The organism is Runella zeae DSM 19591, assembly GCF_000423565.1.
Lineage (GTDB): Bacteria > Bacteroidota > Bacteroidia > Cytophagales > Spirosomataceae > Runella > Runella zeae.
Genome location: NZ_AUIF01000044.1, coordinates 30,537 through 54,451 on the forward strand (window position 1 = coordinate 30,537; position 23,915 = coordinate 54,451).

The following is a 23,915-nucleotide window of genomic DNA, read 5'->3' on the forward strand; positions in this document are numbered from 1 at the left end:
TGTACCAATACAACTGTGATTTAACTATAAAACGCAGAAAATCACCAAATTTACCTTTTACAAAGGCTAAACATTTACCAGAATTCCTAATTTACGGTCTTCTTTCCAACGTCCACGGGTAAAATCTGGAAACTTGACAGGCGCGTTGCCGCCTTGAATAGAAAGAGCAGAAAGTGGCGTCACCGACGACCAAGAGGCCGCATCATATACATCCATATCAAGGGCAGTACCTCGATTGAAGCAATCGATAAGACGATAAATCAACACGAAGTCCATACCTCCATGACCGCCGTTTTTCTCGATTTCCTCCTTCATTTTATTCCAAATAGGGTGCTTATATTGCTCCCTCAAAGCCTTGTACTCATCTTCTTTCAAGAAACCATGTCCTTGGCCTTTTTTCGAAAATTGGCTTGGGTAGCCCATATGAAAGGCTTTGGTACCTGCAAGCATATTGATACGACTGTATGGACGAGCCGTAACTACATCATGCTGTACCAATATTGTACGTCCCAGATGCGTTTTGATGAGGGTATTGTTCATATCACCGTGCTTGAAGCCTTTCTTTCCATGAAATTCGTTGGAAGGGTCAGTCATGCTAGTAGAATCTTCGCTGAGGCTTGCTTCCAAGCTACTCATCGAGACAAGGTGATTGAAGCGGTCGCCACGGTCGATGTTTAGGTACTGAGACACTGGCCCCAAACCGTGCATGGGATAGAGGTTTCCGTCACGGGTCAGATTATGACGGATGCGCCATTGGTTATAATAAGTAGTTTTTGAAAACAACAAATCTCTCAAATCGTGAATATACCCGCATTCGGCGTAAGTGAGTGTTCCAAAAACACCTTGTTGAGCCATATTAAGAAGCCATAATTCTTCGTCGCCATAGCAAACGTTTTCGAGCATCATGCAGTTTTTCTGAGTTTGCTCGGCCGTATTTACCAATTTCCAACAGTCTTCGAGTGTGTAAGCGGCGGGTACTTCAGTAGCAGCGTGCTTACCTTGCTGCATCGCATAGACACACATCGGTACGTGGTCTTCCCAAGGCGTGGCGATAATGACAAGGTCGATGTCGTCGCGGCGGCACATTTCTTTCCACGCATCAACTTTAGAATGATAGTAGGCCACATCGTTGACACCTTTTGACTCAAGCCACTGCTTGGTACGGCTGGTATAACGTTCCTGAATATCGCAAACGGCCACGATTTTGGCCTTCGCACCGCAGGCATGTACAAGCTTGACGTGCCCTGAGCCACGATTACCAACTCCAATAAAAGCCACTCGCACTTGTGGAATCGGGGGAGTTTTAAGCCCAATCACCGATTTTCCCGCTGGTTTTGGGGCTTCGTTGGCGCGTTGTATTTGGGCTTCAATAGAATTGTTGTGGGCATTAGAAACAAAAGGCAGCCCTAAAGCTGAACCAATCGCAGCCGTTGCTTTCAGAAATGAACGGCGTTCTAAGAAATTTTTCATGTGTGGCAAAAAAGGTTTGAAAGTTTAGATTGGGTTTGGTACTCAGGTAACAACGATGCTATCGCTGAGACTAAAGTGACAATTATTGCATTGAGCAAGCAAATTAATAAATTTTTTTAAGAAATAAAAAAAGGGAAATTGGTTTTTAACCAATCCCCCTTTTTAGTATATGTAAACTTTAATATAGAGTATGTTTTCATTTACGAAATTGAAGCACCCGCCCATACTTCTTTATGAGGCTGCAAGAGCGACAAGCTTCCGTCGCGGTCTTCGGCCATCAAAATCATACCATTGGATTCTTGCCCCATAATTTTGCGAGGTGCGAGATTGGCGATGAACGTCACTTGACGGCCTATCATTTCCTCAGGTGTAAAATGCTTGGCGATACCACTCAAGATAGTGCGTTTTTCGAAGCCATCATCTACCAAAAACTTCAACAACTTATCACTTTTAGGCACTTTTTCAGCTTCCAAAATAGTCCCAATCCGCAGATCTAGTTTCGAGAAATCATCAAACTGAACAGTTGGCTTCAAAGCAGGTACCGATTTGGTGGCTAATTCGTTCATTTTCTTTGCGTCGTGTAGTTTCTGAATTTGTTTTTCAATAACCGAATCTTCAATTTTTTCAAACAATAAAAAAGCTTCTCCAATCACGGCTCCGTCGGGTAGTAAATCAGCCCTGCCCGCGCTCTGCCACACGCCTTTGTCATTGGCATTGAGACCTAATTGTTGCTGCAATTTTTCGGCGGTAAAAGGCAAAAATGGTTCAGAAACAATCGACAAATTGGCCGCAATTTGCAAAGCAATGTTCATGATGGTATTGACACGCTCAGCGTCGGTTTTGATGACTTGCCAAGGTTGGGTTTCGGCTAGGTATTTGTTGCCAAGACGAGCCAAATCCATCAACAATGCCAACCCCTCGCGGAAACGATAGTTTTCGACGGCTTCGGCGATTTTGGCAGGAAAATCGGCAAGGCTAGCGAGCGTTTCTTGGTCAAACTCCGTCAATTCGCCACGCGCCGGCACTTTACCATCGCAATATTTGTGAGTCAACACCACCGCCCGATTGACAAAATTGCCGTATATCGCCACCAATTCGCTATTGTTACGGGTCTGAAAATCTTTCCACGTAAACTCACTGTCTTTGGTTTCGGGAGCATTGGCGGTGAGCACATACCGCAGTACATCTTGCTTGCCAGGGAGTTCTTCCAAATATTCATGCAACCACACCGCCCAATTGCGCGAGGTAGAGATTTTATCTCCTTCCAAGTTCATAAACTCGTTGGCGGGAACATTGGAGGGCAAAATATAACTACCTTCGGCCATGAGTGTTGCAGGGAAGATAATGCAATGGAACACGATATTGTCTTTTCCAATAAAGTGTACTAATTCGGTATCTTGGTCTTTCCACCAAGTTTCCCAGCCCGCATCAGTGCCATTTTTCTGGATTAACCAATCTTTGGTAGCCGAAATATATCCAATCGGAGCCTCAAACCATACATAAAGCACTTTGCCGTCGGTATCGGGTAAGGGGACTTTGATTCCCCAATCTAGGTCACGCGTCATGGCGCGAGGACGCAAGCCTTCTTTGAGCCACGATTGGCATTGTCCAAATACATTGGTTTTCCATTCGGTATGGCTACCTACATATTTGTCAATTTCAGGCTGCATTCTATCCAATGGCAAGTACCAGTTTTTGGTAGATTTCAGTACAGGTTTTGAGCCTGAGAGCGTCGAATGAGGTTCTTTCAATTCCAATGGACTAAGAGCAGTACCGCAGCGCTCGCATTGGTCGCCATAGGCATTGGGATTAGCACAGACGGGGCAAGTACCGATGATGTAGCGGTCGGCCAAAAACTGCTGCGCTACTTCATCATAATACTGCTCGCTTGTTTCTTCTACAAAACCGTCTTTGTCGTAAATAGTCTTGAAAAACGCTTGAGAAGTCTCATGATGAACAGGCAAACTAGTTCGAGAATATACGTCAAAAGAAATCCCAAAATCGGCAAACGACTGTTTGATTTGGGTGTAGTATTTATCAACTACGGCTTGAGGGGTAAGTCCTTCTTTTTTGGCACGAATCGTAATCGGGACACCGTGCTCATCGGTACCACTCACAAAAGCTACCTCTGCGCCTTTAGCTCTTAAATACCGTACATAAATATCGGCAGGAACATAACATCCCGCCAAATGGCCAATATGAATAGGTCCGTTGGCATAAATCAAGGCCGCCGTGACGGTGTATCTTTTACTCATGATGTATTTTATCAAATTTGAGGGGCAAAATTAGTAAAATAGTATGGGAATGGAGAATGGAAAATTTTATTAAGAACAACATAATAACGGTAGGGGCAGGCCTTGCGTCTGCCCCAGGCCTTGCATTTGTCCCAGGCCTTGCGTCTGCCCCAGGCCTTGCGTCTGCCCCAAGTCTTGCATTTGCCCCAGGCCTTGCATTTGCCCAGGCCTTGCGTCTGTCCCAAGTCTTGCATTTGTCCCTACACCTATTGTTATGTCTGCCCCTACCGCATTTTTATTACCATTTTCGGGTAGACACAAATTGGGGCAGACGTGTGGGCAAACGCAAATTGGGGCAGACGCGAGGCCTGCCCCTACCGCATTTTTATTACCATTTTTGGGCAAACGCGAGGATTGACCCAAACACATTTTTTTCACCATTGTTGGGCAAACACAAATTGGGGCAGACGTAGGGGCAGACGCAAGGCCTGCCCCTACGTCTGCCTCTACGATTCGTCACGACTGCGTTTGATGTCTCGTTCTTTGATGGTTTCGCGTTTGTCGTAGAGTTTTTTACCTTTGGCAAGGGCTATATCAATTTTGGCTAAGCCTTTCTCATTGATAAAAAGACGCGTCGGAATAATAGTCAGCCCCTGGTCTTTGAGTTTAGAAGCCAGTTTTTTGAGTTCGCGCTTTTGCAGTAAAAGCTTGCGGTCACGAGTCGGATTATGATTAGCATATGTACCTTTTTCGTAAGGAGAAATATGCAAATGATGGACTAACAGCTCCCCATCTTGGAAGATACAGTAAGCATCCGTCAAATTAACTTTTCCTTCACGAATCGATTTGATTTCGGTGCCTGTCAATACAACGCCTGCCGTGTAAGTCTCCAAAAAAAAGTACTCAAACGAAGCGCGGCGATTACTGATATTAATATTTTTACTCATTTCTTACCTTCTTGGTTTACAGGTAAACAGGGGAACGTTTTTGGGTGAAATAGGTTCACAAAAGGGCTGCAAAGGTACTAAATTTCAGACACTATTAAGAAGTCGAGGTAGGTTCGGTCTTTGGCTTTTTTGGTCTAAAAGTAGTATATATATGCTCATCGTATAAGTTTTGTTCTTTACACAACGATTTTTTCAAGATAGCCTCTCTTTCATAACCAGCTTTTTGAAGTACTTTCATAGAAGGCAAATTGTAGTCAAATATACCCGCAAATATCCTCTGTACCGGAAACTGTCTGAAAGCGTAAGCGGTCACTTCTATGACGGCTTGGGTCATGATACCCTTTCCCCAAAAAGGCTGCCCAAGCCAATATCCAATCTCAGCATTACAACGGTAAATATCTTTGCCCAACACAATCCCGATACCTCCCACGGCCTCCCCCGCCACCTCTATCGCAAATACCGTTGGCTGTTTTTCTTTTTCACAAAAGTGTATCCAATCTTGCGCATCTGCGTGAGTATAAGGATATGGAAATACATCCCTCACGTTGCGCCAAATATCATAGTTATTGGCATATTTTACGAGTGAGGCTTCATCGCCAGGTTGCCAGCGACGGAGATTAAACACTACCAAATTAGACATCTTTTATAGGTACAGTAAGATTCTTTTCAAATAACTGTTTTATCATAAACAGTTTAATAATCAATACAAACAAAACTTTTCCACTTTTTAATAAAATTCTTAAAAAATATTATATCTCGCTACTAGACTAATCGTATTTCTACAGCATCTTTATGTTTATTATTTTCTTTGTTTTATAAATTCTATTCATTAATTCAAGTTTAAACGTAACTTTATTATCGCGTTTAAAATCAACACATTAAAACTAAAATTGGCATCATTTTTGTGGTCTTTTCAGGATAACTATATTATGCCATATTTGTTTTCTTTTGGTATATTTATTTTATTATAAGTATATTCCTCTCCCGCTTTTTCTTCCTTAAAAACCACTAAAAATCAAGCACATACAAATTACTTCAGTTTTTTAACTTCAATTTCTCACTATTTAACGTATGTGGCAGGATATTTGACTTTTAATATATGTCGAATAGACAACCTAACAGATTGAAAAAATTTTGCTAAAGTTATTTAAGGAGTGATGATCTGTATTTATACGTGCTGATATCATCTTCTCAAGCTAGTTTGCCCTACTTGCACTTAATGTAGTGCCTAAAAAACATTTGCTTTTTTAAACATACCTTCCTAAAGCAAGGAATGGGAATGGTTTGTATCTGCGAATACAGACTTAGTATTTCATTTAGTTACAATAAACCAAAGTTCAATGTATTAGCACTGGTTAAAAAATAACCTTATCCAGCCATTTTAGCCAGCGGCACTTAACCCTATTACTCAAACGTTAATTATCTAAAGCAATGAGATTACCTCTACAATGGCTCTCTGCCTCTCCTAAGGTGTGGGCTAGCACATGTTTGTTCATTCTCTCTTTAGGGCTACACCTTTCTATCAAAGCTCAAGTTTCTGGAATGGTCTATGGCGATTTTGATGCCAGTGGAACCCGCACCCTCGAAAATCCAATTGAAATGGGAATTTCGGACGTAAAAGTCCAACTCTTTATTGTTGGCAATTCTACTCCTCTCGTCGCTTTCACTGATTCTAGTGGGCGTTATGAGTTTAATGATACTCAAGTTCCCCCTGGTACCCTTGCCCGCATCGAATTCTCTGATTTTCCTCCTACTTTTTTTGTATCGCTCGTAGGACCTCAAAATGGTACAGAGGTAAGGTTTATACAAGCTCCCGCTACCCAGATTGACCTTGGTATCTTCAATGATGATGAATTTTGTCGTGCAGGCAGTGAAGTCAAAATCGTAACTGCCTGCTATGCCATGGGAGATCCCCTCAAAGATGGCACCGCAGGCCCAGACCCTGCCCTAGTGGTATTTGATTATACTGCATCGGGCTTGGCTGGAGAAGATGACCTGTCGATGCAAAAACTGGCCACGGCCAAAACCATCGGTGCCACTTGGATTGCAGCCTATCAGCGTTCTTCAAATCTGTTGTTGGTGGCGGCTATTACTCGAAGACACGTCGGACTAGGTCCCTTAGGTACAGGAGGATACTATTCGATTGACCTTAAAACCAATCAAGTCTCTAATTTTTTAGATGTTAAGACCATCGGTATCGACACTGGCCCCGACCCTCATATTGATTCGACTGGTGTCAATATTTTACCAGCTAACAAAACCGAATTTAGCCGCGACTCATTGGCTTTTCATAAAGCGGGAAAAATAGGAATAGGTGGCTCCCAATTTTCAGCTAATCAAGATACCCTTTATGTAATCAATCTTTATGACCAAAAGCTTTACAGTTTTTTGGTAGGGAAACCACTCGCCGCACCTGCTAGTGCTGAAGAAGCCAAAACTACCTCTTTTGATATTCCTCATCCCGACTGCTCCAACAATGAATATGTGCCTTGGGGACTCAAATATTATCGCGGAAAGCTGTACTTAGGAGTCGTATGTACCGCCGAGACTTCCCAAAAAATAGCAGATTTGAAAGCCGCTGTCTATGAGTTCAATCCCAAAACCACTACTTATAGAAATATATTCCAGTTTGATTTGGGTTATCCTCGTGGACCTATTGATAATACACAAGGCTGTGATACAATCAAGTCGTGGAAACCTTGGACCAATATTTTCCCTAAACAGTGCAACTATCCCAACGGCTCTCCTGACCCTGTGGCTGCTTTTGCTGTTTATCCGCAAGCTATCCTTTCCGATATTGAATTTGATGATGATGGCTCCCTCATTTTAGCTTTTATGGATAGACTTGGTCTACAGACGGGTCAAGCTCAGCCCGGTATCGCGGTAGATGATACACTCGATTATTATGGATTTATGAGTGGAGATTTGGTACGTGCCCAACGCCGAGGTGATGGTTCCTACGAACTCGAAAACAATGCACATTCTGGAACCCTCGTTGGATGTGGAGTTGACAGTGACTCCGGCCCAGGAGGAGGGGAATTCTTTTGTGAAGATTATTGGCTCAATGGCAACGGAGATGTAGGTCACGCTGAAATTACTAATGGGGGGCTTTTCAAAATTGCAGGACAACAAGAAGTCCTCATTTCAGCTCTTGACCCACTACATGCTACCTACCTAGCTACCGGCTTTGTGGCTTTTGATACCAAAACAGGAAAACGTAAAAGGGCTTTTGCAGTGTATGCTAACAATCCTGGCTCATTAGGAAAATCGGGCGGAGTGGGCGATTTGGCCGGAATCTGTGAAAGTGCACCGCTCGAAATCGGCAATATATTATGGTATGACACCAACGGAGACGGTATTCAAGAAGCCAACGAAGGACTACTCGACAACGTAATCATTACCTTACATGATATGCAAAATGAGGGAGTAGAAGTAGCTAGAGATACTACTTCCAATGGAGGTCAGTATTATTTCAACGACCAAAACGTAGCTGGGGGGCTTAAAAGAAATAATCCATATGAAGTAAGGATTGACCTTAACCAAGAAATTCCTTCCTCTTTGCTTTCACCAGCACCACCAACACCTACTTTAAAAGCATTTAGCGTTGCAAATTATTTTGTCAAATTGAAAGATACCCTCAACGTCGCGCCGCTAAAAGTGAAAGGCGATGCCCTGAGCCACTTAAGAGACTCCGATGCCGAGTACGACGCTGATTCGTCGCAGATAGTAGCAAAGATTTTTACGGGAGAAAATGCCCAAACCAATTTCAGTATTGATTTTGGTCTTACCTTAAAAGCCCTCGAAATTCCTGACATTGATTTGGGACTACAAAAAATAATTCTGGGTAATTGTGTAAGAGCTATTGGCGATACTGCAATATTTCAGTTGATAGTACGAAACGATGCCCTAGAAGGTACCGCCGATAGTGTCATGGTGGCCGATACTTTACTACAAAACTTTACGCTTCTCTCGGCCGTAGCTTCTCAAGGTACTTACAACTCTACTACACATCTTTGGGGGCCTCTCAAACTGCTAGCAGGGCAGCAGGATACTCTTACCCTAACGGTGGCGATAAACGGAAACGGCGGATTTGCGCATGGATTACTTTGTAATGAAGCCGAAATCATCGGTGCTTTCGGCAATGACCCCAATTCTACTCCAGGCAATTTTTCTAAAACCGAAAATGACTATGCAACCGCCTGCGTCAGTATTCCGATTCCACTTTGTACCGCACGGCAAGAAAAAGTATTGATTCAAGCCCCATCTGGATACAATACTTATCAATGGTTCAAAGATGGAGAAAGAATAGAAAATGCCAACAGCGCTTCTCTGGAAGTAACATCCCCTGGCGAATACACCGTCGAAATCGCCGAAAAGGAATGCCCTACCGAAACTTGTTGCCCTATCGTCGTGATTGAGGAGTGTTTCTGTCCGACGGCGCATTGTTTTCCTTTCACAGTCAAAAAAATCAAGATATAGCCACCCGCCTCATGGGCTGCCAACGCCCATAAGTAAGCGACCGCCAGAGCCATTCGACAGGGCCATAGTAAAATTTGGAAAGCCACCAATGGCTAAACACCACTTGCAAGCCATAAACTGGAAAAGTCAACAGCAAGCATATCCAAGGATTGATTTCTCCTAAAAGATTGAAACCTAGTCCGTAGAAAAGCACAATTCCGATCAAGGTTTGTCCCAAATAAGAAGTAAGGGCGAGTTTGCCAATCACTGAGAAGTGTTGGAGCAGACTCGCCCAACTTTTCTTTTGCAAAAGCAATGTCATGCCAGTGATATAGAAAAATGTCAAAAACATACTGTGAGCGTCAAAAAGGGCACCCATCACTATGTTGAACCAAGGTTTGGGTGGACCTTGTCCAAACATCAACCCAAACGGAACCGCCACGGCAATAATCCCCAAAGTAGCCCAACCGCTTATTTTAAGCCACCTTCTAAAAAAAGAACGATTCTCATTCAAATCAGCAAACCATCGGCGACGCCCCGCCAATAGCCCTAATAAGAAATAGCCTAAGGTAATATAGATCCTACCGCTGTCAAACTGGAAATCAAACTTGGTGGCAATCGCTGGAATATTAGATTTTATCAATTCCCCATAATTTCCGCTTTTTAGCATATCCCAATATTGACGGGCCTGAGCCTCTTCTATTTTTCGCTGCTGAGGACTTGCTTCAGCGATAGGTTTTGTCAAATGATATACTTCTCGAATACGGCTTGGTAGATTAAGTATCAACAAAAAAGCCAGTACTACCAGCCATTTGTCCGTTAGTCGTCGCAGGGGTATCATCACCAGACCTACTACAAAATAAATACTCAAAATATCGCCCCTCCAATGCAAACTGTGTATCAATCCAATCAGCCCCAATAAACACAACCGCCATCCAAAACGCACCATCGTAAAATCACGGCTTTTCATCTGAAGAGCAAAGCTCAAGCCAAACAAAAAAGAAAAGAAAGTATAAAATTTGCCTGAGACAAAAATCCCTTCGAAAGTCGCAGCAATTTGAAAAGGAATACCGTCAAATTTTTGGATGATACCATCCGGCATAGGGCCGGCATTGAACCAATACGTAATATGAGCAATCAAAATCCCGAAAAGGGCAAATCCTCGTAGACCATCTACTATCAATAAACGCTCCGTAGCCGCAGCAGCTGTATTTGTTTTCATAGGTTTTGTTGTTAATGGCTTGTATGTTTTAAACCAAAGACAATCGATGCATTTTTTTCCCTTATGCTTATTTCGTTTTTTCGGGAATATTACAATTTCTCCAAACGGTTTTTAGTAAGTTGCAACCCAATTCAAAAATCAACCTTAGACATGTTAAAACTTGGATTTGTAAGCGCCATTTTAGCCGATTTTGGCTATGAACACGTGATAGATTTTGCCGCCAATCATGGATTTTCTTGCGTAGAAATCATGTGCTGGCCTACCAACAACGCCGATGCTCGTCGGTACGCAGGGGTTACTCACATCGACGTAGACCGCGTTTTGACGGATACAAGTTATGCTCATTATCTAATACATTATGCTAAAGAAAAAGGCGTTTTTATCTCAGGATTAGGCTATTATCCAAACCCACTCGACCCTGATACCGACAAAGCGAGCTTTTATCAAGAACATATCAAGCAACTCATCAAAGCAGCAGCTCGCTTGGGATTGCACAATGTCAATACCTTTATTGGCCGCGACCCTTCCAAAAATATCACCGACAACCTCAAGACTTTTGGGGAGGTATGGCCTAGCATCATCAAAATAGCCGAAGAGCATAATATCAAAATTGGTATCGAAAACTGTCCGATGTTTTTTACCAATGACGAATGGCCCGGCGGCAAAAACCTAGCCACTACGCCCGCTATTTGGGACCGTATGTTTGAAATCATTCCTAGCCGAGCTTTGGGGCTCAACTACGACCCGTCGCACATGATTTGGCAGATGATGGACGAAGCCAAACCCATCTATGATTACAAAGAACGCCTGCATCATATCCACCTCAAAGACGCCAAGGTGTATAAAGACAAACTCAACCGCGTAGGCATCATGGCAAATCCTTTGGAATACCACAGCCCTAAGCTACCTGGCCTTGGCGATGTCAACTGGGGTAAATTTTTTGCGGCTCTTACCGATGTACGCTACCGTGGGCCAGTATGTATAGAAGTAGAAGACAAAGCTTACGAAGGAAGTATCGAGGATGTAAAATCGGCGATTTTGACCAGTCGCAACTACCTCCGCCAATACTTAGGATAGCCAACCGCTCAACAATCATACGGGCTAAACTCTCCCACTTATCACCAACTTTCCGAAAGATATGTTACCTTTCGGAAAGTTTTTATTTCCACTCCTGCCGATGAATCGAAACTTTAATGATGGGCTTAATTTTTTTTCCAAACTCACTCGCAAGCGTATTTGGAATGCCCTCAAAGTAATTTATAGTTTTTATGAATCAAAATTTACGGGTAAAGCCATTCATCGTGGCCTACCTATGAGTATTTCTTTTGAACCAACCACTTCCTGCAACCTTCGCTGCCCCGAGTGCCCCAGTGGACTACGCTCTTTTACGCGACCTACAGGTATGCTCGAAGAAACACTTTTCAAGAAAACTATCAATGAGTTAGCCGATTCGTTGTTGTACCTTATCTTTTATTTTCAAGGCGAGCCTTACTTACATCCTAAGTTTTTGGAACTCGTAAAATATGCTTCCCAAAAAGGAATCTACACTGCTACTTCTACCAACGCCCACTACCTCAGCGATGCCATAGCGCGCCGCACGGTAGAAAGTGGCCTCGACCGACTTATTGTCTCAATCGATGGTACTACGCAAGATGTGTATCAGCAATATAGAGTAGGCGGCAAACTCGAAAAAGTACTCGACGGGACGCGCAATATCATCAAATGGAAGCGATTGCTCAAATCAAAAACGCCACACGTGGTATTTCAGTTTTTGGTGGTTCGGCCCAATGAGCACCAAATTGAGGATGTAAAAAAATTGGCAAACGAAATCGGAGTAGATGAACTTGGCCTCAAAACCGCCCAAATCTATGATTATGAGCAAGGCGACCCGCTCATTCCGACCATTGACAAATATTCTCGCTACGCCCAACAAGCCGACGGAAGCTATCAAATCAAAAATAGCATGGATGGGCATTGTTGGAAAATGTGGCATTCGTGCGTCATTACTTGGGACGGAAAAGTGGTACCTTGCTGTTTCGACAAAGATGCTCATTATCGCTTAGGTGATGTTTCGGAGACCTCTTTTCAGCACCTCTGGCAAAGCGAAGCTTATCGCAATTTTAGACAATCATTGATACGCTCACGCTCCGAAATCGAAATGTGTAAAAACTGCACCGAAGGCACCCAAGTATGGGCATAAAATTGTAAAGCACAGTTATTTTTCAAACCAATATATTTTCTGAAAAAGTGAATCTAAACCTTAGAGAAAAAGTAATTATTGTGACGGGTGGTGCCAAAGGAATTGGCGAAGCGATTGCCCGTACGTTGGCCGTAGAAGAAGCGATTCCGGTCATCATTGGCCGTAGTGCTGCCGACAACCAAGTCGTTATCGACAAAATCGAAGCCCTAGGCGGAATGGCGTATGGTATCGAAGCCGAGCTTACCGACCCCGCCGAATGCGAAAAGGCCGTTCGCCTTACCGTAGAGCGTTTTGGGAGAATCGACGGTCTCGTTAACAACGCAGGTGTCAACGATGGTGTAGGGCTCGAAAATGGTAGCTACGAGGCTTTCATGGCTTCGCTTCACAAAAATGTGGTACATTATTATTTGTTGGCTCATCACGCCCTGCCTTATCTCATCAAAACCAAAGGGCCTATCGTGAATGTAAGCTCCAAAGTAGCCGAAACTGGCCAAGGCAATACCTCCGCTTATGCTGCTTCCAACGGCGCTCGCAATGCCCTCACTCGCGAGTGGGCGGTCGAATTGCTCAAGTATGGTATCAGAGTCAATGCGCTCATTGTGGCCGAATCTTGGACACCTCTTTACGAAAAGTGGATTAAAACCCTTCCCAATCCTGAAGAAACCCTCAACGAAATCAATAGTCGGATTCCGTTTGAAAACCGCATGACTTCTCCCGACGAAATTGCCAACATGGTCACGTTTCTACTCTCTAGCAAATCAAGCCATACCACGGGGCAATTGATTCATGTAGATGGTGGATATGTCCATTTGGATAGGTCTATTATCAAACATTAGCCTTCCTTTCCAAGGCTCGAAACCTTGGAAAGGCTTTGTGTCTCCTACTTTTCAATCAACCCTAAACCTTTCAAATTTCCATTTTGATAATGAAAAAAGCGCCTTTACTTACCGCCAAATACGTCCCGACCTACGTCTTTGTGACCAGTCTTTTTTTGCTATGGGGTGTTGCTATCACCATGGGCGACTTGCTCAACCGACGGTTTCAGACGGTCTTGAATGTTTCCATTGCCGATTCGGGTTTGGTTCAGTTTTCTATCTTTGGGGCCTATTTTGTCATGGGGATTCCAGCAGGATTGTTCATGAAAAAATATGGCTATAAAAACGGCGTTCTTTTGGGATTGGCCTTATATGCCATCGGGGCTTTTATGTTTTACCCCGCCGCCGAAGCCCAATCTTTCGATTTTTTCCGTTTAGCGTTGTTTGTGCTAGCCTGTGGCTTGGCTACTCTCGAAACCGTCGCTCACCCTTTCTCTGCCGCCCTCGGTCATGAAGAGACCTCTGAGCAACGTATCAATCTTTCACAAACTTTCAATGGTGTAGGTGCCATCATTGGACCTGTATTAGGCTCATATATCATGCTTCGCAATGTACCAACGGGCGATGTAGTAGCCGATTTGGCTCCTGTCAAGTATCTTTATATCGTAATTGGCGCGGTGGTAGCGGCAGTAGCGATTTCTTTTTCGTTTATTAAAGTACCTCCTCTCACGTCCGAAGCATCAGAAACCGATGAAGCGGCCTCGGCTATGCCTCAAAAAGGCTTGTTTGCTCATCGTCACTTTATTTGGGCGGCGATTGCGCAGTTTTTCAACGTAGCAGCACAAGGAGCAACTTGGGCGTTTTTTATCAATTACGCCGTCAAATACATTCCTGATATGACCGACGAAAAAGCAGGCTATTACTTTGCTTTCAGCATGGTATTGCTCTTGGCAGGACGCGCAGTGGGTACTTTCTTGATGCGGTTTATCAAACCCAATATCCTTTTGGCGATTTTTGCAGGTGCCAACATCGTCATGTGTTTGATTATTTCTCAAACTTGGGGCTGGACGTCGTTTATCGCTTTGATGATGCTCAATTTCTTTATGAGTATCATGTTCCCCACTATCTTTGGACTAGGCTTACGCAACTTGGGTCCTCTCAAACCACAAGCCTCTTCTTATATCGTGATGGGGGTAGTAGGTGGCGCCGTTTTTCCTCCTATCATGGGAAAAGTAGCCGATATCGACGTAGCCCAATCATACCTTATGCCTATCATTTGTTATGTGGTGATTTTGCTTTTTGGTCTCGTTTTTTCTAAGCCTAAAAACTAATCACGTCAGCTTTTTGGTTTAATCACAGTAGCCTAAAAGCACACAAAATAGGCTGATTGCAACCAACGCAATCAGCCTATTTTAATTTAAGGCGAGAGGAAAATCAAAGCTTTTTACCGTAAAATCCCTAGCAGGCAAAATCTAAAATAAATCAGGATGATATTTTTCTTAGCATCTCTTACCTCCTATGCTATTTCAAGTGCTATACTCATTTTTATTACAACCCCTGCATCAAGCCCTTTTTTATGCAATTTAAACTGCGCTATTTTCTCCCCTTCTGCCGTGATGAGGGCATCGAAAGAGGAGAGGCAGGAAGCGTTTTTTTGCTGTTAATCATTTAATAGCGATAAATACCTTTTTCAAATTCTTGCACTCTTTTCAAAACCTGCCAAACTGATAGCCTTTTGCCTTCAATTGTTGTAGAATCTGCGGCAGCTTGTCATAAAACTTATCTTTGCGGCGCGGGTCAGTACCCAAATGAATCAATACAATCGCCCCATTGAGCTTATTAGATGAAGAAGATTCGTACTGCCAAAAACGTTGGAGTAGTTGCTCGCTACTGCGATAGTTGGGCAATTCGGGCCAAGTATAATCGGCGTTTGTACCAATCTTTGGGGTAAAATTAACGAGCTTCAAACCCATATTTCGCGCCCAATCGTTGATAGAGGCATTATACCATTCATAAGGAGGCATAAAAATAGACGCCTTTGCAGGCTCAATCCCCACACGTCTTAGTTCGGCAGCATTGGCTTGGATATCTTTTTCAAACTGCTCTTGGCTAATCAGCAACGAATCGCGTTTGTTCCAGTCACAATAAAGCAAATGCTTGTCGGAGTGCATTCCCACATAATGCCCCTCACGATGCATTTGTTGCACGTAAGATTGATAAGCAGGATTTCGTAGAAAATCGCCCGTCAGAAAAAAAGAAGCTTTTACATGATGCTGTTTGAGGGTTTTTAAGATGTTGATTGTTCCTTCCGCAAACTCATGCCCTGTAAAAGAGAGAAACACCCGCTTTTGGGTAGTATCCATTTGGATAATTGCTCCTGCTTGTTCTTTTTTATGCTTGGCCCGCAAGTGATTGCCTTCTTTTTGGTAAGCCGACAGTATATAGCTCAAACTCGCCGTGCCATCCATGGTAGGCTCGTTGGTAGAATAGTCCCCATAATCATCATGATACACTACCAGTTTTGACTGAAAATCAGCGTATTCGTCTGGCTTGTATAAAGTAATGCCAATAAGTTTGCCAAAAATACTTCCATAAATAGGGCCATCTATCAAGCCTCCATCGATGCGATATTGATACAAATGTGTAAAAGAAGAATGGGGGTCAACGGGCCAATCGCCCCCTTCGGGAAGGCCACAAATCATGCTTGTACCCCACGGATTACACCCAAAAAGCCAATCACGCATGGCAGCCTCCAGTTCTTCGTACTGACGGTCTTTGGTAAGGCTACGGTACAGATGCAACTGAGTCAAAATCCCTACTGTCAGGTTGTTTGAACACCAAATGAAAGGTATTCCATTCAAGAAAGGGTTGTTTTGTCCACGTGTTTTTACTTTCTCAATCCCGTCTTTCATGAATTGACGAAAAGTCGGATTATTTTTTGACAACAAATAATGTCCCAAATTGACAAAAGGATACCATTGATAATGCTTGGCAGTATCCGCGCCCATCCACGGGGTAGTAGGCTCGGCTTTTCCAAAACTAATAGCATCATTGAGATAGGTTTGGGTCGATGAGTTGAGTTGGTACAACTGCACCGCCGCCAGCTCCATGTCATCTACATAATTGTCTTCTTCATAAAAATAAGGAGCACGCCCCGGGGCTGTTTGGCATACTCCCGGAAACCGTTTTCCAAAATCGTAAGCGTCTAGTGCTTTTTGACGTATTTTTTTAGAAAAATCAGGGTAATATTTCGACAAAAGTTGACTTCCTAATGCAAAGGCTGAGGCGTATTTTCCGGCTGTAGAAGCCACGCCGGTGGTGCGGTTTTTGTACTTAAAAAGCCCCTGTGGCTTCCCTGTTACCATATACACGGGCCTTCCCAAGCCCCATTGGCGATTGTACACCACCGAATCTTTGGTGGGCAAGCGCATACCTGCGTGGTCGCGGTCATCGGCGATTTGGTTAAACATCACATCTTTGGCGGGATTCATCTTTACCAACCAATCCAAGCCCCACTTGGCCTCATCCAAAATATCAGGAATGCCATTGGGGGTAGGATGACCTGCGGCATCGTGGCTATCGCCAAATGCCTCGGGATTTTGTTGATAAGCAAAAAGCAATTGATAAGTCGCATTGGCCGAAGTGGTCACATATTGAAGATAATCCGAAGCATCATGCCACCCACCCGACGCATCCATAAACTTGCCATTTTGGGTGGAATCAGGATGATAAATCACATAACCGTCTTGACGGTGACAAGAGTCTTTCAAAAAAGGATTGTAACCACTCCGCTGTTGACGCATGTATTTTAACACAAAATCGGCCGTTCCGTCATATACATCCTTTTCAATCCTAAAAACAGGAGAACGTACTCCCGCAGCTTTGAGATAATAACCACCTACTTTGGTAAAATTTGAGAAATTGAGTCGATAACTTGATTTGAAAGCCGCATAAGCTCCGAAAGGTTTAACGGCTTTTGACTTCAATACCACACGGTCGGTAAGAGCGTCACATAGCTCGAAATCAGCCACTTTTACCTCTTCTTTGCTTACCCAAACGGCCACTTTTGTGGATTGTGGCAAGTAGCCAAGCTGATTGATACGTATCCACGATTGTTGGGCGTTGAGGTGGGTAGAGATACAAAAAAGCAAAATGACTGCTCGGAAGAATAGAATTGGCTTCATTATCAAAAAAAGTAAAAGCTCACCAAAATTGGTAAGCTTCAAAAATAGTTACAAAAAATTAGAATAGCGTCGTTTAAGTAGGTTCGAAAAAATGAGAGAATCCCATTTTATAGAGATGATTTTTGAGCTTTTCGTCTCTAGTCCAAAAAAATGCTTGCATCTCCAATGCTAATGCAACAAACGGAGTATCATCCTCATCTACAATAACCTTCATTCGCTTTTAATATAAAGAGCTTTATTTTTTTGCCACCAACTGTGTTTTATTTCTTCTCCTATTTCCTCTATAGAGTCGGCAAAATCTAGTTTTTGCGCTAAATACTCTGTACGTAGATATTCAATTGTTTCACGTAAAAAATTTTCATCAAAAAATTTTTTATCTAGGGTGATTTGGAAAGTCTCCGCAGTATTGTTTATGGACAATGCTTCCATTAGTGTATAAGTTTTTTCAAATTTAATAAATGACCCTCAAAAATCAAACCTACGCAAGTGACTTGTTATGAGCTATTTTCTCCTAGTTTTGACATCATATAACATTACGCCAAACTCAATGCCAAAATTTGCCCTACTGCTTCAGGCGTAATGTCAGCATGCTCGCCAAAGTTCATTCCTCTATCAACAAAACGCGCCACTACCTTCTCGACGGTGTCTTTGCCAATGTTATATTCACTGGCTTTGGTAGGAATACCTAAAGACGCATAAAAATCCGCCGTTTTTTGAATCGCCTTCTCTGTCAACTCCTCTTCACTGCCCGAAAGTTGCCATACGTTTTTGGCATAACGAACCAGTTTTTCTCGTTTAGTTTCTTTCTTAAATGCCAATAAATGAGGCAATACCACCGCCAACGTTCGGGCGTGGTCGATACCATGCAAAGCCGTAAGTTCATGACCAATCTGATGCGTAGCCCAGTCGGTGGGGACTCCAGCGGCAAGTAGCCCATTGAGAGCCATCGTAGCCGCCCACATCACATTGGCAGCGGCATCGTAGTCGGTAGGATTGTCCATCATTTTAGGGCCTTCTTGAATAAGCGTCAGCAATACCGCTTCGGCCATGCGATCTTGTATCTCAGCACCTACGTGATAGGTCATGTATTGCTCCATGACATGCGTAAAGGCATCAGCGATACCATTGGCAATCTGACGAGCTGGCAAGGAAAAGGTGGTTTCGGGGTCGAGAATCGAAAACTGAGGGTACACCAAAGGATTGCCCATTCCCTTTTTTTCTTGGGTTTCGGAGCGGCTAATTACGGCATAATAATTCATCTCCGAGCCCGTAGCTGGCAATGTCAATACCGCACCCAGCGGAATCGCCTTTTTGATTTTGGCCCGTTGACTCAAAATATGCCACGGGTCTTCTGCTTCAAAAGGAATCGCTGCCGCAATAAACTTAGTACCATCCAATACCGAACCTCCTCCTACCGATAACAAAAAATTTACGCCTTCTTTTCGAGCTATCTCCACGGCCTTCATCAAAGTCTCATAAGTAGGATTGGGTTCGATTCCCCCAAATTCTAAGAAATCATACTCTTTCAACGCTGATTTTACTTGGTCATAGACGCCATTTTTGAGAATACTCCCGCCACCATAGGTCATCATGATTTTGGCAGAGGCAGGAATTTGCTTCGGCAATTGGGCGATTTGTCCTTTCCCAAAAATAATCCGAACAGGATTGTGATACTGGAAGTTATTCATGATAAATACTTTGTATGAGGTTAGTTTTAGATGACTAACTCCTCTGCTTGCACTTTAGTTTCTAACATTTTTTGTATTATTACATTCTCAAAACATCCATCTATCCTTTTTTTCTCATGAAAATTTTAGTCGTCGATGACGAGCTCGATATTAAAACCTTGTTTCAACAACGTTTTCGGCGTGAAATCAGAAATGGTGAACTAAATTTTGATTTTGCACATTCTGGAGAAGAAGCTCTTTCGTATTTGGAAACCCATTTTTCGGAAGTTGTGTTGATTTTATCAGATATCAACATGCCAGGGATGAGTGGCATAGAGCTCCTACGCCGCATACGTACCGACCGCCCTAGCGCGCCTCCTACGGTCATGATGATTACGGCTTACAACGACGATGAAAACTTTAATCAAGCAAAAAAATACGGCGCTGACGATTTTTTGACCAAGCCTATTGACTTTGCCAATCTAAAACAGAAACTAACCCACTCATTATGAATAAAGCCAAAATGCTAGTCGTAGATGACGAAAGCGATTTGGAATTGCTGATTAAACAAAAATTTCGACGACAAATCCGCGAGGGTTTATACCAATTTGTATTTGCCCCAAATGGTGTCGAAGCATTTCAACTACTTCAACAACAACCCGATATCGACCTTGTACTAAGTGACATCAATATGCCCTTGATGGATGGTCTTACCCTGCTTAGTAAAGTCAGCGAGCTTAGCCCACTTATCAAAGTAATTATGGTGTCGGCTTATGGGGATATGGAAAATATCCGCACAGCCATGAATCGCGGTGCTTTTGATTTTGTGTGTAAGCCCGTCAATTTTGAAGATTTAGAATTGACGGTTCAAAAGACACTACAACACATCAACCAACTTCGCGAAACGCTCCAAGCCATCAAAGAAAACAACATCTTGCGGATGTATGTGGATGAAAATGTGCTGAGTTTTATGAGTCGCAAAGAGTTTGAATCGGCTATCATGGTCAACGAAACCGTAGAAGCTACGGTGGTGTTTATGGACATTTGTAGTTTTACGGCCATCACCGAAAACTCCGACCCCGATACGGTAGTGCGGCTTATCAACAAGTATTTTGACATCATGGTCAAAGAAATCATCGCTCAAGGTGGGCATGTGGATAAGTTTATGGGCGATGCCGTGATGGCCGTTTTTAGGGGTGACTATCACCTAGACCATGCTATTGAGGCTGCTTTGGCCGTGAGAAGCCACATCGAATCTATCCAAGAAAACTTACTCGACCACACGACTTATTTGCCTAGGGTGGCGATTGGGATCAATTCGGGCGAGATGATTTCGGGCAATATCGGCTCTGTATCCTTGCGCCGCCTCGACTATACTGTAATTGGAGATACGGTCAATGTAGCCCAACGATTTCAGGGAATTGCGAAACCGGGTCAAATCGTGATTGGGCAACATGCCTATGAACTGGTGAAAGAATCGTTTAGATGTGCGCCCATCGGCGAAGTAATCTTAAAAAACAAAGCTAATCCTTTGATGGCTTATGAAGTACTGGAATAAAACACAGGTATTTTCAATCATCAACACCTTTTTATTTTACTTATTATTAAACACTTACAACAAATTTGAGATTGTTTTAAGTTTACTCAATTTATGATATTTCCCGACAAGGCTCTTTGCGCTTTAAGCGGTGGAATATCGACAACGTTATGATTATTAGAAGGAAATTAGCCCTAAACCCGCTACTTCTTCTTTACTTTTTATCGTATGCTCATAGCTCACAACACCTCAACGTATGTGTCTTTTTTTTCTATGCCCCTGCCTCCAATGCTAGTGCTATAGCTATACTCTCCGAAAAAATTTTACCCAATCATACATTACTCAACAACCCTTTCTCACCTAAAAACTCTACTTAACAATGCACGCAGGAAATCACTATAAAGTCATTGAGATTCTTCTCTGGACTCGCCGTACTATCTTCATTTTGCTCATCATCGCGACCGTCCCTACGGTGTTATACCAAGTTTTTGATTGGCATTGGATTGCGATTCCGTGGGTTCCTATTACGCTTGTAGGTACAGCCTCCGCTTTTATTGTAGGTTTTAAAAATACCCAAACCTACAACCGAGTCTGGGAAGCCCGCCAAATATGGGGCGCTATCATCAACAGCAGTCGAGCGTGGGGGATATTGGTCAAGGACTTTATCAAAAATCCAAATAGCTCAGCCGAAACCAAAGAAATTCATCGAGAATTGCTCTATAGACACGTCGCTTGGCTGACGGCTTTGCGCTTTCAGCTTCGAGAGCCACGAGCGTGGGAAACTCTCTCCAAACATTACAACAAAGATTATAAACGCTTCTATAGCATTCCTGAAAAAGAACAAAAACTTGATGAAGAACTCAGTAAATTTATTTCGGGAGAAGATTTGGCGTATGCGTTGAGCAAGAAAAACCGCGCTACTCACCTCATCAGTCTTCAATCAAAGCGACTCCGCCAACTTAAAGAAGCAGGGTATATCGAACCACTCAATTATGTAGAACTTGAAAATACGTTGGTGAACTTTTATGACCAACAAGGTAAATGTGAACGGATTAAAAATTTCCCTTATCCTCGTCAATTTGCTTCAATCAGCCTGTATTTTATTCAGATTTTTGTTTTCATTATGCCGTTTGGGATGTTGAAAGAGTTCGAAAAATTAGGCGAACATATGGTATGGCTCACCATTCCATTTAGTATGCTGGTATCGTGGGTATTTTCGAGCATGGAGCAAATAGGCGAAACCAGCGAAAATCCCTTTGAAGGTAGTTTTAACGATGTGCCTATTACGGCTATGACGCGTACCATCGAGATAGATTTGCGCGAAATGCTCGACGAAACCAATGTCCCACCAGCGATTCAACCTGTCAATAACATTCTTTTGTAGGGCTAATAAGTAACTAAGCAAAATTAAACTGGATATTATCAACAATATGCGACTCCTCTAACCCCACGCCTTTAGGCTGGGGATACAATGTGAGAGCTTTACGTGGGCTTTAGCCCTGATTTTTACGCTTTTTGTCAAAAAATCAGGGCTAAAGCCCTACGTTGTGGTCTTTTTTACCCACCCCAGCCTAAAGTCGGAGCGCCGATGTGACGTGGGGTTAAAATAGAATTAGCTTTATACTCGCTTAATTTTGCTCAATTACTTAAGTACTTACGCAGAATTAGGTGAGACTTTCCAAACAATCCGCCACGCGGTTTTAAGCCCATGTCGTTGATAACCAAAGAAATCACAAACTTGGAAAGTCTTGGCTTGAATAAGCATTTATTTAGAAATTACAACTTTTCACCGTTTTGCTCCGAAATTTATTTACGCTCTAACATCGCTTTTTAAAGCCTAATTCGCTAAAAATCAAAACACCTAAGGCGGTATCAAAGTTGATATTTCACCTTAAGTATTTCTTTCCATAATACAACATTCTCAGTCTCCAATACGCTCTTTCTCATTCCCTCAAAAAACATTACAATGAACTTTTATGGTTTGCGACTGTGTTGCAAACCATAAAAGTCTTCTATTTTCCCCTTCTCAGCGGGGCATTTTCGATAAAACTTCCTTCTCTAAGTGATGTTTTATTTTTTCAACTTAAAAACTCAAAAACCATGAGCACCGACACACATTTCGACGTTATCATCATCGGCGGGAGTTATGCTGGACTTTCAGCTGCGATGGCTCTAGGCCGCTCTTTGCGTCACATTTTGATTATTGACAGTGGGCAGCCTTGCAACCAACAAACACCTCATTCTCACAATTTTATCACCCAAGATGGCGAAACTCCCTCGGCTATTGCGCAAAAAGCCAAAGACCAAGTGTTGAGTTATCCGGGGGTCATGCTGCTGCATGATAAGGTACAACAGGCCGAGCGACAAGCTGACCACTTTAGCGTAGTTACCGCTTCAAATGTACCCTACACTGCCGATAAACTGCTTTTTGCAACAGGTATCCGAGATCAGTTGCTCCCCATAGATGGCTTTGCCGAATGTTGGGGGATTTCGGTGCTTCATTGCCCTTATTGCCACGGCTATGAAGTAAGTGGCCAAACCCTCGGGGTATTGGCCAATGGAGATATGGGATTTGAATTCGCGAAATTGATTCATCATTGGTCGCCCAAACTGACTCTGTTTACCAACGGTCCTTCAACTCTTACAGAACAACAATTCCAAAAATTACAAGCCGCTCATATTGAGATTATTGAAAAACCTATCCATTCGTTGCAGCATACCGAAGGCCGTTTAGAAAAAATCAGTTTCAATGACGGCTCTACTCACGATATATCAGCCCTTTTTGCGAGGGTCCCTTTTGAACAACATTCTCTTATTCCACAAGAATTAGGCTGCGAACTTACAGAGTCGGGACATATTAATGTAGATGAACTAGCTCATACGACCGTAGAAGGTGTGTATGCCGCCGGCGACAATACCTCTTTCATGAGGGCGGTATCCGCTGCGGTCGCTGCGGGCACCAAAGCGGGCGCTTCTATCAACAAAGACCTGATTGAAGAGCGTTTTGGGGTGACTACTCTGGTCTAATTATTTACTCCTTTGTATTTTCCCAAGCAAGGATAATAGCTTGGGAAAATACACCCTCAAGAAAAATTTCACATTTTGATAATATCCTATCTCCTATTTTTACTGTCTCTCTTTTCCAAACCTTAATTCTATCACCTCCCAAAGTCCAAATATT

The 23,915-nt window shown here is 43.0% G+C and carries 18 protein-coding genes; 9 read left to right on the forward strand and 9 right to left on the reverse strand.

The genetic code is table 11. From position 1 onward, the window contains the following. Nucleotides 1-66: 66 nt before the first annotated feature. The 4 genes from G563_RS0113640 to G563_RS0113665 all read right to left on the reverse strand — a co-directional run bounded on the left by G563_RS0113640 (nucleotide 67) and on the right by G563_RS0113665 (nucleotide 5,291). A complete protein-coding gene (locus tag G563_RS0113640; RefSeq protein ID WP_028665804.1) occupies nucleotides 67-1,470 on the reverse strand; it encodes a Gfo/Idh/MocA family protein in 1,404 nt (467 codons plus the stop codon). A 200-nt stretch (nucleotides 1,471-1,670) separates the two neighbouring features. Next, nucleotides 1,671-3,725, reverse strand: a complete 2,055-nt coding sequence (metG, locus tag G563_RS0113650; RefSeq protein WP_037326834.1) for a methionine--tRNA ligase — start codon at nucleotides 3,723-3,725, stop codon at nucleotides 1,671-1,673. A gap of 485 nt (nucleotides 3,726-4,210) precedes the next feature. After that, a complete protein-coding gene (smpB, locus tag G563_RS0113660) occupies nucleotides 4,211-4,651 on the reverse strand; it encodes an SsrA-binding protein SmpB (protein WP_028665807.1) in 441 nt (146 codons plus the stop codon). 94 nt (nucleotides 4,652-4,745) lie between these two features. Further along, nucleotides 4,746-5,291, reverse strand: coding sequence for a GNAT family N-acetyltransferase (locus tag G563_RS0113665; protein WP_028665808.1), 546 nt, complete (start codon nucleotides 5,289-5,291; stop codon nucleotides 4,746-4,748). A 791-nt stretch (nucleotides 5,292-6,082) separates the two neighbouring features. Between G563_RS0113665 and G563_RS34690 the strand changes: the two genes are divergently transcribed. After that, entirely contained in the window at nucleotides 6,083-9,130 is a 3,048-nt protein-coding gene (locus G563_RS34690) for an SdrD B-like domain-containing protein (RefSeq protein ID WP_084650854.1), read from the forward strand. Here the strand turns inward: G563_RS34690 and G563_RS34695 are convergent. Beyond that, on the reverse strand, nucleotides 9,120-10,331 hold the full coding sequence (locus G563_RS34695) for a DUF418 domain-containing protein (RefSeq protein ID WP_037326836.1): 1,212 nt from the start codon (nucleotides 10,329-10,331) through the stop codon (nucleotides 9,120-9,122). The genes G563_RS34690 and G563_RS34695 overlap by 11 nt on opposite strands. Nucleotides 10,332-10,481: 150 nt before the next feature. On the opposite strand from G563_RS34695, the gene G563_RS0113680 reads away from it, so the two are divergent. The 4 genes from G563_RS0113680 (at nucleotide 10,482) to fucP (ending at nucleotide 14,677) form a co-directional block, all read left to right on the forward strand. Beyond that, nucleotides 10,482-11,408 (forward strand): sugar phosphate isomerase/epimerase family protein, encoded by a 927-nt coding sequence (locus tag G563_RS0113680; protein ID WP_028665809.1) that lies wholly within the window; start codon nucleotides 10,482-10,484, stop codon nucleotides 11,406-11,408. 100 nt (nucleotides 11,409-11,508) lie between these two features. Beyond that, the gene (locus G563_RS0113685; protein ID WP_028665810.1) at nucleotides 11,509-12,531 is read left to right on the forward strand and encodes a radical SAM/SPASM domain-containing protein; all 1,023 of its coding nucleotides are present in this window, start codon (nucleotides 11,509-11,511) and stop codon (nucleotides 12,529-12,531) included. Between the two features lie 47 nt (nucleotides 12,532-12,578). Continuing rightward, complete coding sequence (locus tag G563_RS0113690) at nucleotides 12,579-13,367, forward strand: L-fucose dehydrogenase (protein ID WP_028665811.1); 789 nt, start codon at nucleotides 12,579-12,581, stop codon at nucleotides 13,365-13,367. Nucleotides 13,368-13,456: 89 nt separating this feature from the next. After that, nucleotides 13,457-14,677: an L-fucose:H+ symporter permease gene (gene fucP / locus G563_RS0113695; protein ID WP_028665812.1), complete on the forward strand. Its 1,221-nt coding sequence runs from the start codon at nucleotides 13,457-13,459 to the stop codon at nucleotides 14,675-14,677. Between the two features lie 378 nt (nucleotides 14,678-15,055). Here the strand turns inward: fucP and G563_RS0113700 are convergent, their stop codons facing one another. From G563_RS0113700 to G563_RS0113715, 4 genes are all read right to left on the reverse strand, one after another. Then, on the reverse strand, nucleotides 15,056-17,530 hold the full coding sequence (locus G563_RS0113700) for a bifunctional glycoside hydrolase family 9 protein/polysaccharide deacetylase (RefSeq protein ID WP_028665813.1): 2,475 nt from the start codon (nucleotides 17,528-17,530) through the stop codon (nucleotides 15,056-15,058). Nucleotides 17,531-17,603: 73 nt separating this feature from the next. Continuing rightward, a complete protein-coding gene (locus G563_RS39205) occupies nucleotides 17,604-17,744 on the reverse strand; it encodes a PIN domain-containing protein (protein ID WP_084650855.1) in 141 nt (46 codons plus the stop codon). Further along, nucleotides 17,741-17,959 carry a hypothetical protein gene (locus G563_RS0113710; protein WP_028665814.1) on the reverse strand — a complete coding sequence of 73 codons (219 nt, stop codon included), beginning with the start codon at nucleotides 17,957-17,959 and terminating at the stop codon, nucleotides 17,741-17,743. Before G563_RS0113710 ends, G563_RS39205 begins: the two co-directional genes overlap by 4 nt. A gap of 104 nt (nucleotides 17,960-18,063) precedes the next feature. Next, a complete protein-coding gene (locus G563_RS0113715) occupies nucleotides 18,064-19,218 on the reverse strand; it encodes an iron-containing alcohol dehydrogenase (RefSeq protein ID WP_028665815.1) in 1,155 nt (384 codons plus the stop codon). Between the two features lie 116 nt (nucleotides 19,219-19,334). On the opposite strand from G563_RS0113715, the gene G563_RS0113720 reads away from it, so the two are divergent. The 4 genes from G563_RS0113720 to G563_RS0113735 all read left to right on the forward strand — a co-directional run bounded on the left by G563_RS0113720 (nucleotide 19,335) and on the right by G563_RS0113735 (nucleotide 23,761). Further along, on the forward strand, nucleotides 19,335-19,709 hold the full coding sequence (locus G563_RS0113720; protein ID WP_028665816.1) for a response regulator: 375 nt from the start codon (nucleotides 19,335-19,337) through the stop codon (nucleotides 19,707-19,709). Then, nucleotides 19,706-20,755, forward strand: coding sequence for an adenylate/guanylate cyclase domain-containing protein (locus G563_RS0113725; RefSeq protein WP_028665817.1), 1,050 nt, complete (start codon nucleotides 19,706-19,708; stop codon nucleotides 20,753-20,755). Before G563_RS0113720 ends, G563_RS0113725 begins: the two co-directional genes overlap by 4 nt. A gap of 358 nt (nucleotides 20,756-21,113) precedes the next feature. Further along, a complete protein-coding gene (locus G563_RS0113730; protein ID WP_028665818.1) occupies nucleotides 21,114-22,118 on the forward strand; it encodes a bestrophin family protein in 1,005 nt (334 codons plus the stop codon). Nucleotides 22,119-22,834: 716 nt separating this feature from the next. Beyond that, nucleotides 22,835-23,761: an NAD(P)/FAD-dependent oxidoreductase gene (locus tag G563_RS0113735; RefSeq protein ID WP_028665819.1), complete on the forward strand. Its 927-nt coding sequence runs from the start codon at nucleotides 22,835-22,837 to the stop codon at nucleotides 23,759-23,761. Nucleotides 23,762-23,915 lie beyond the last annotated feature (154 nt).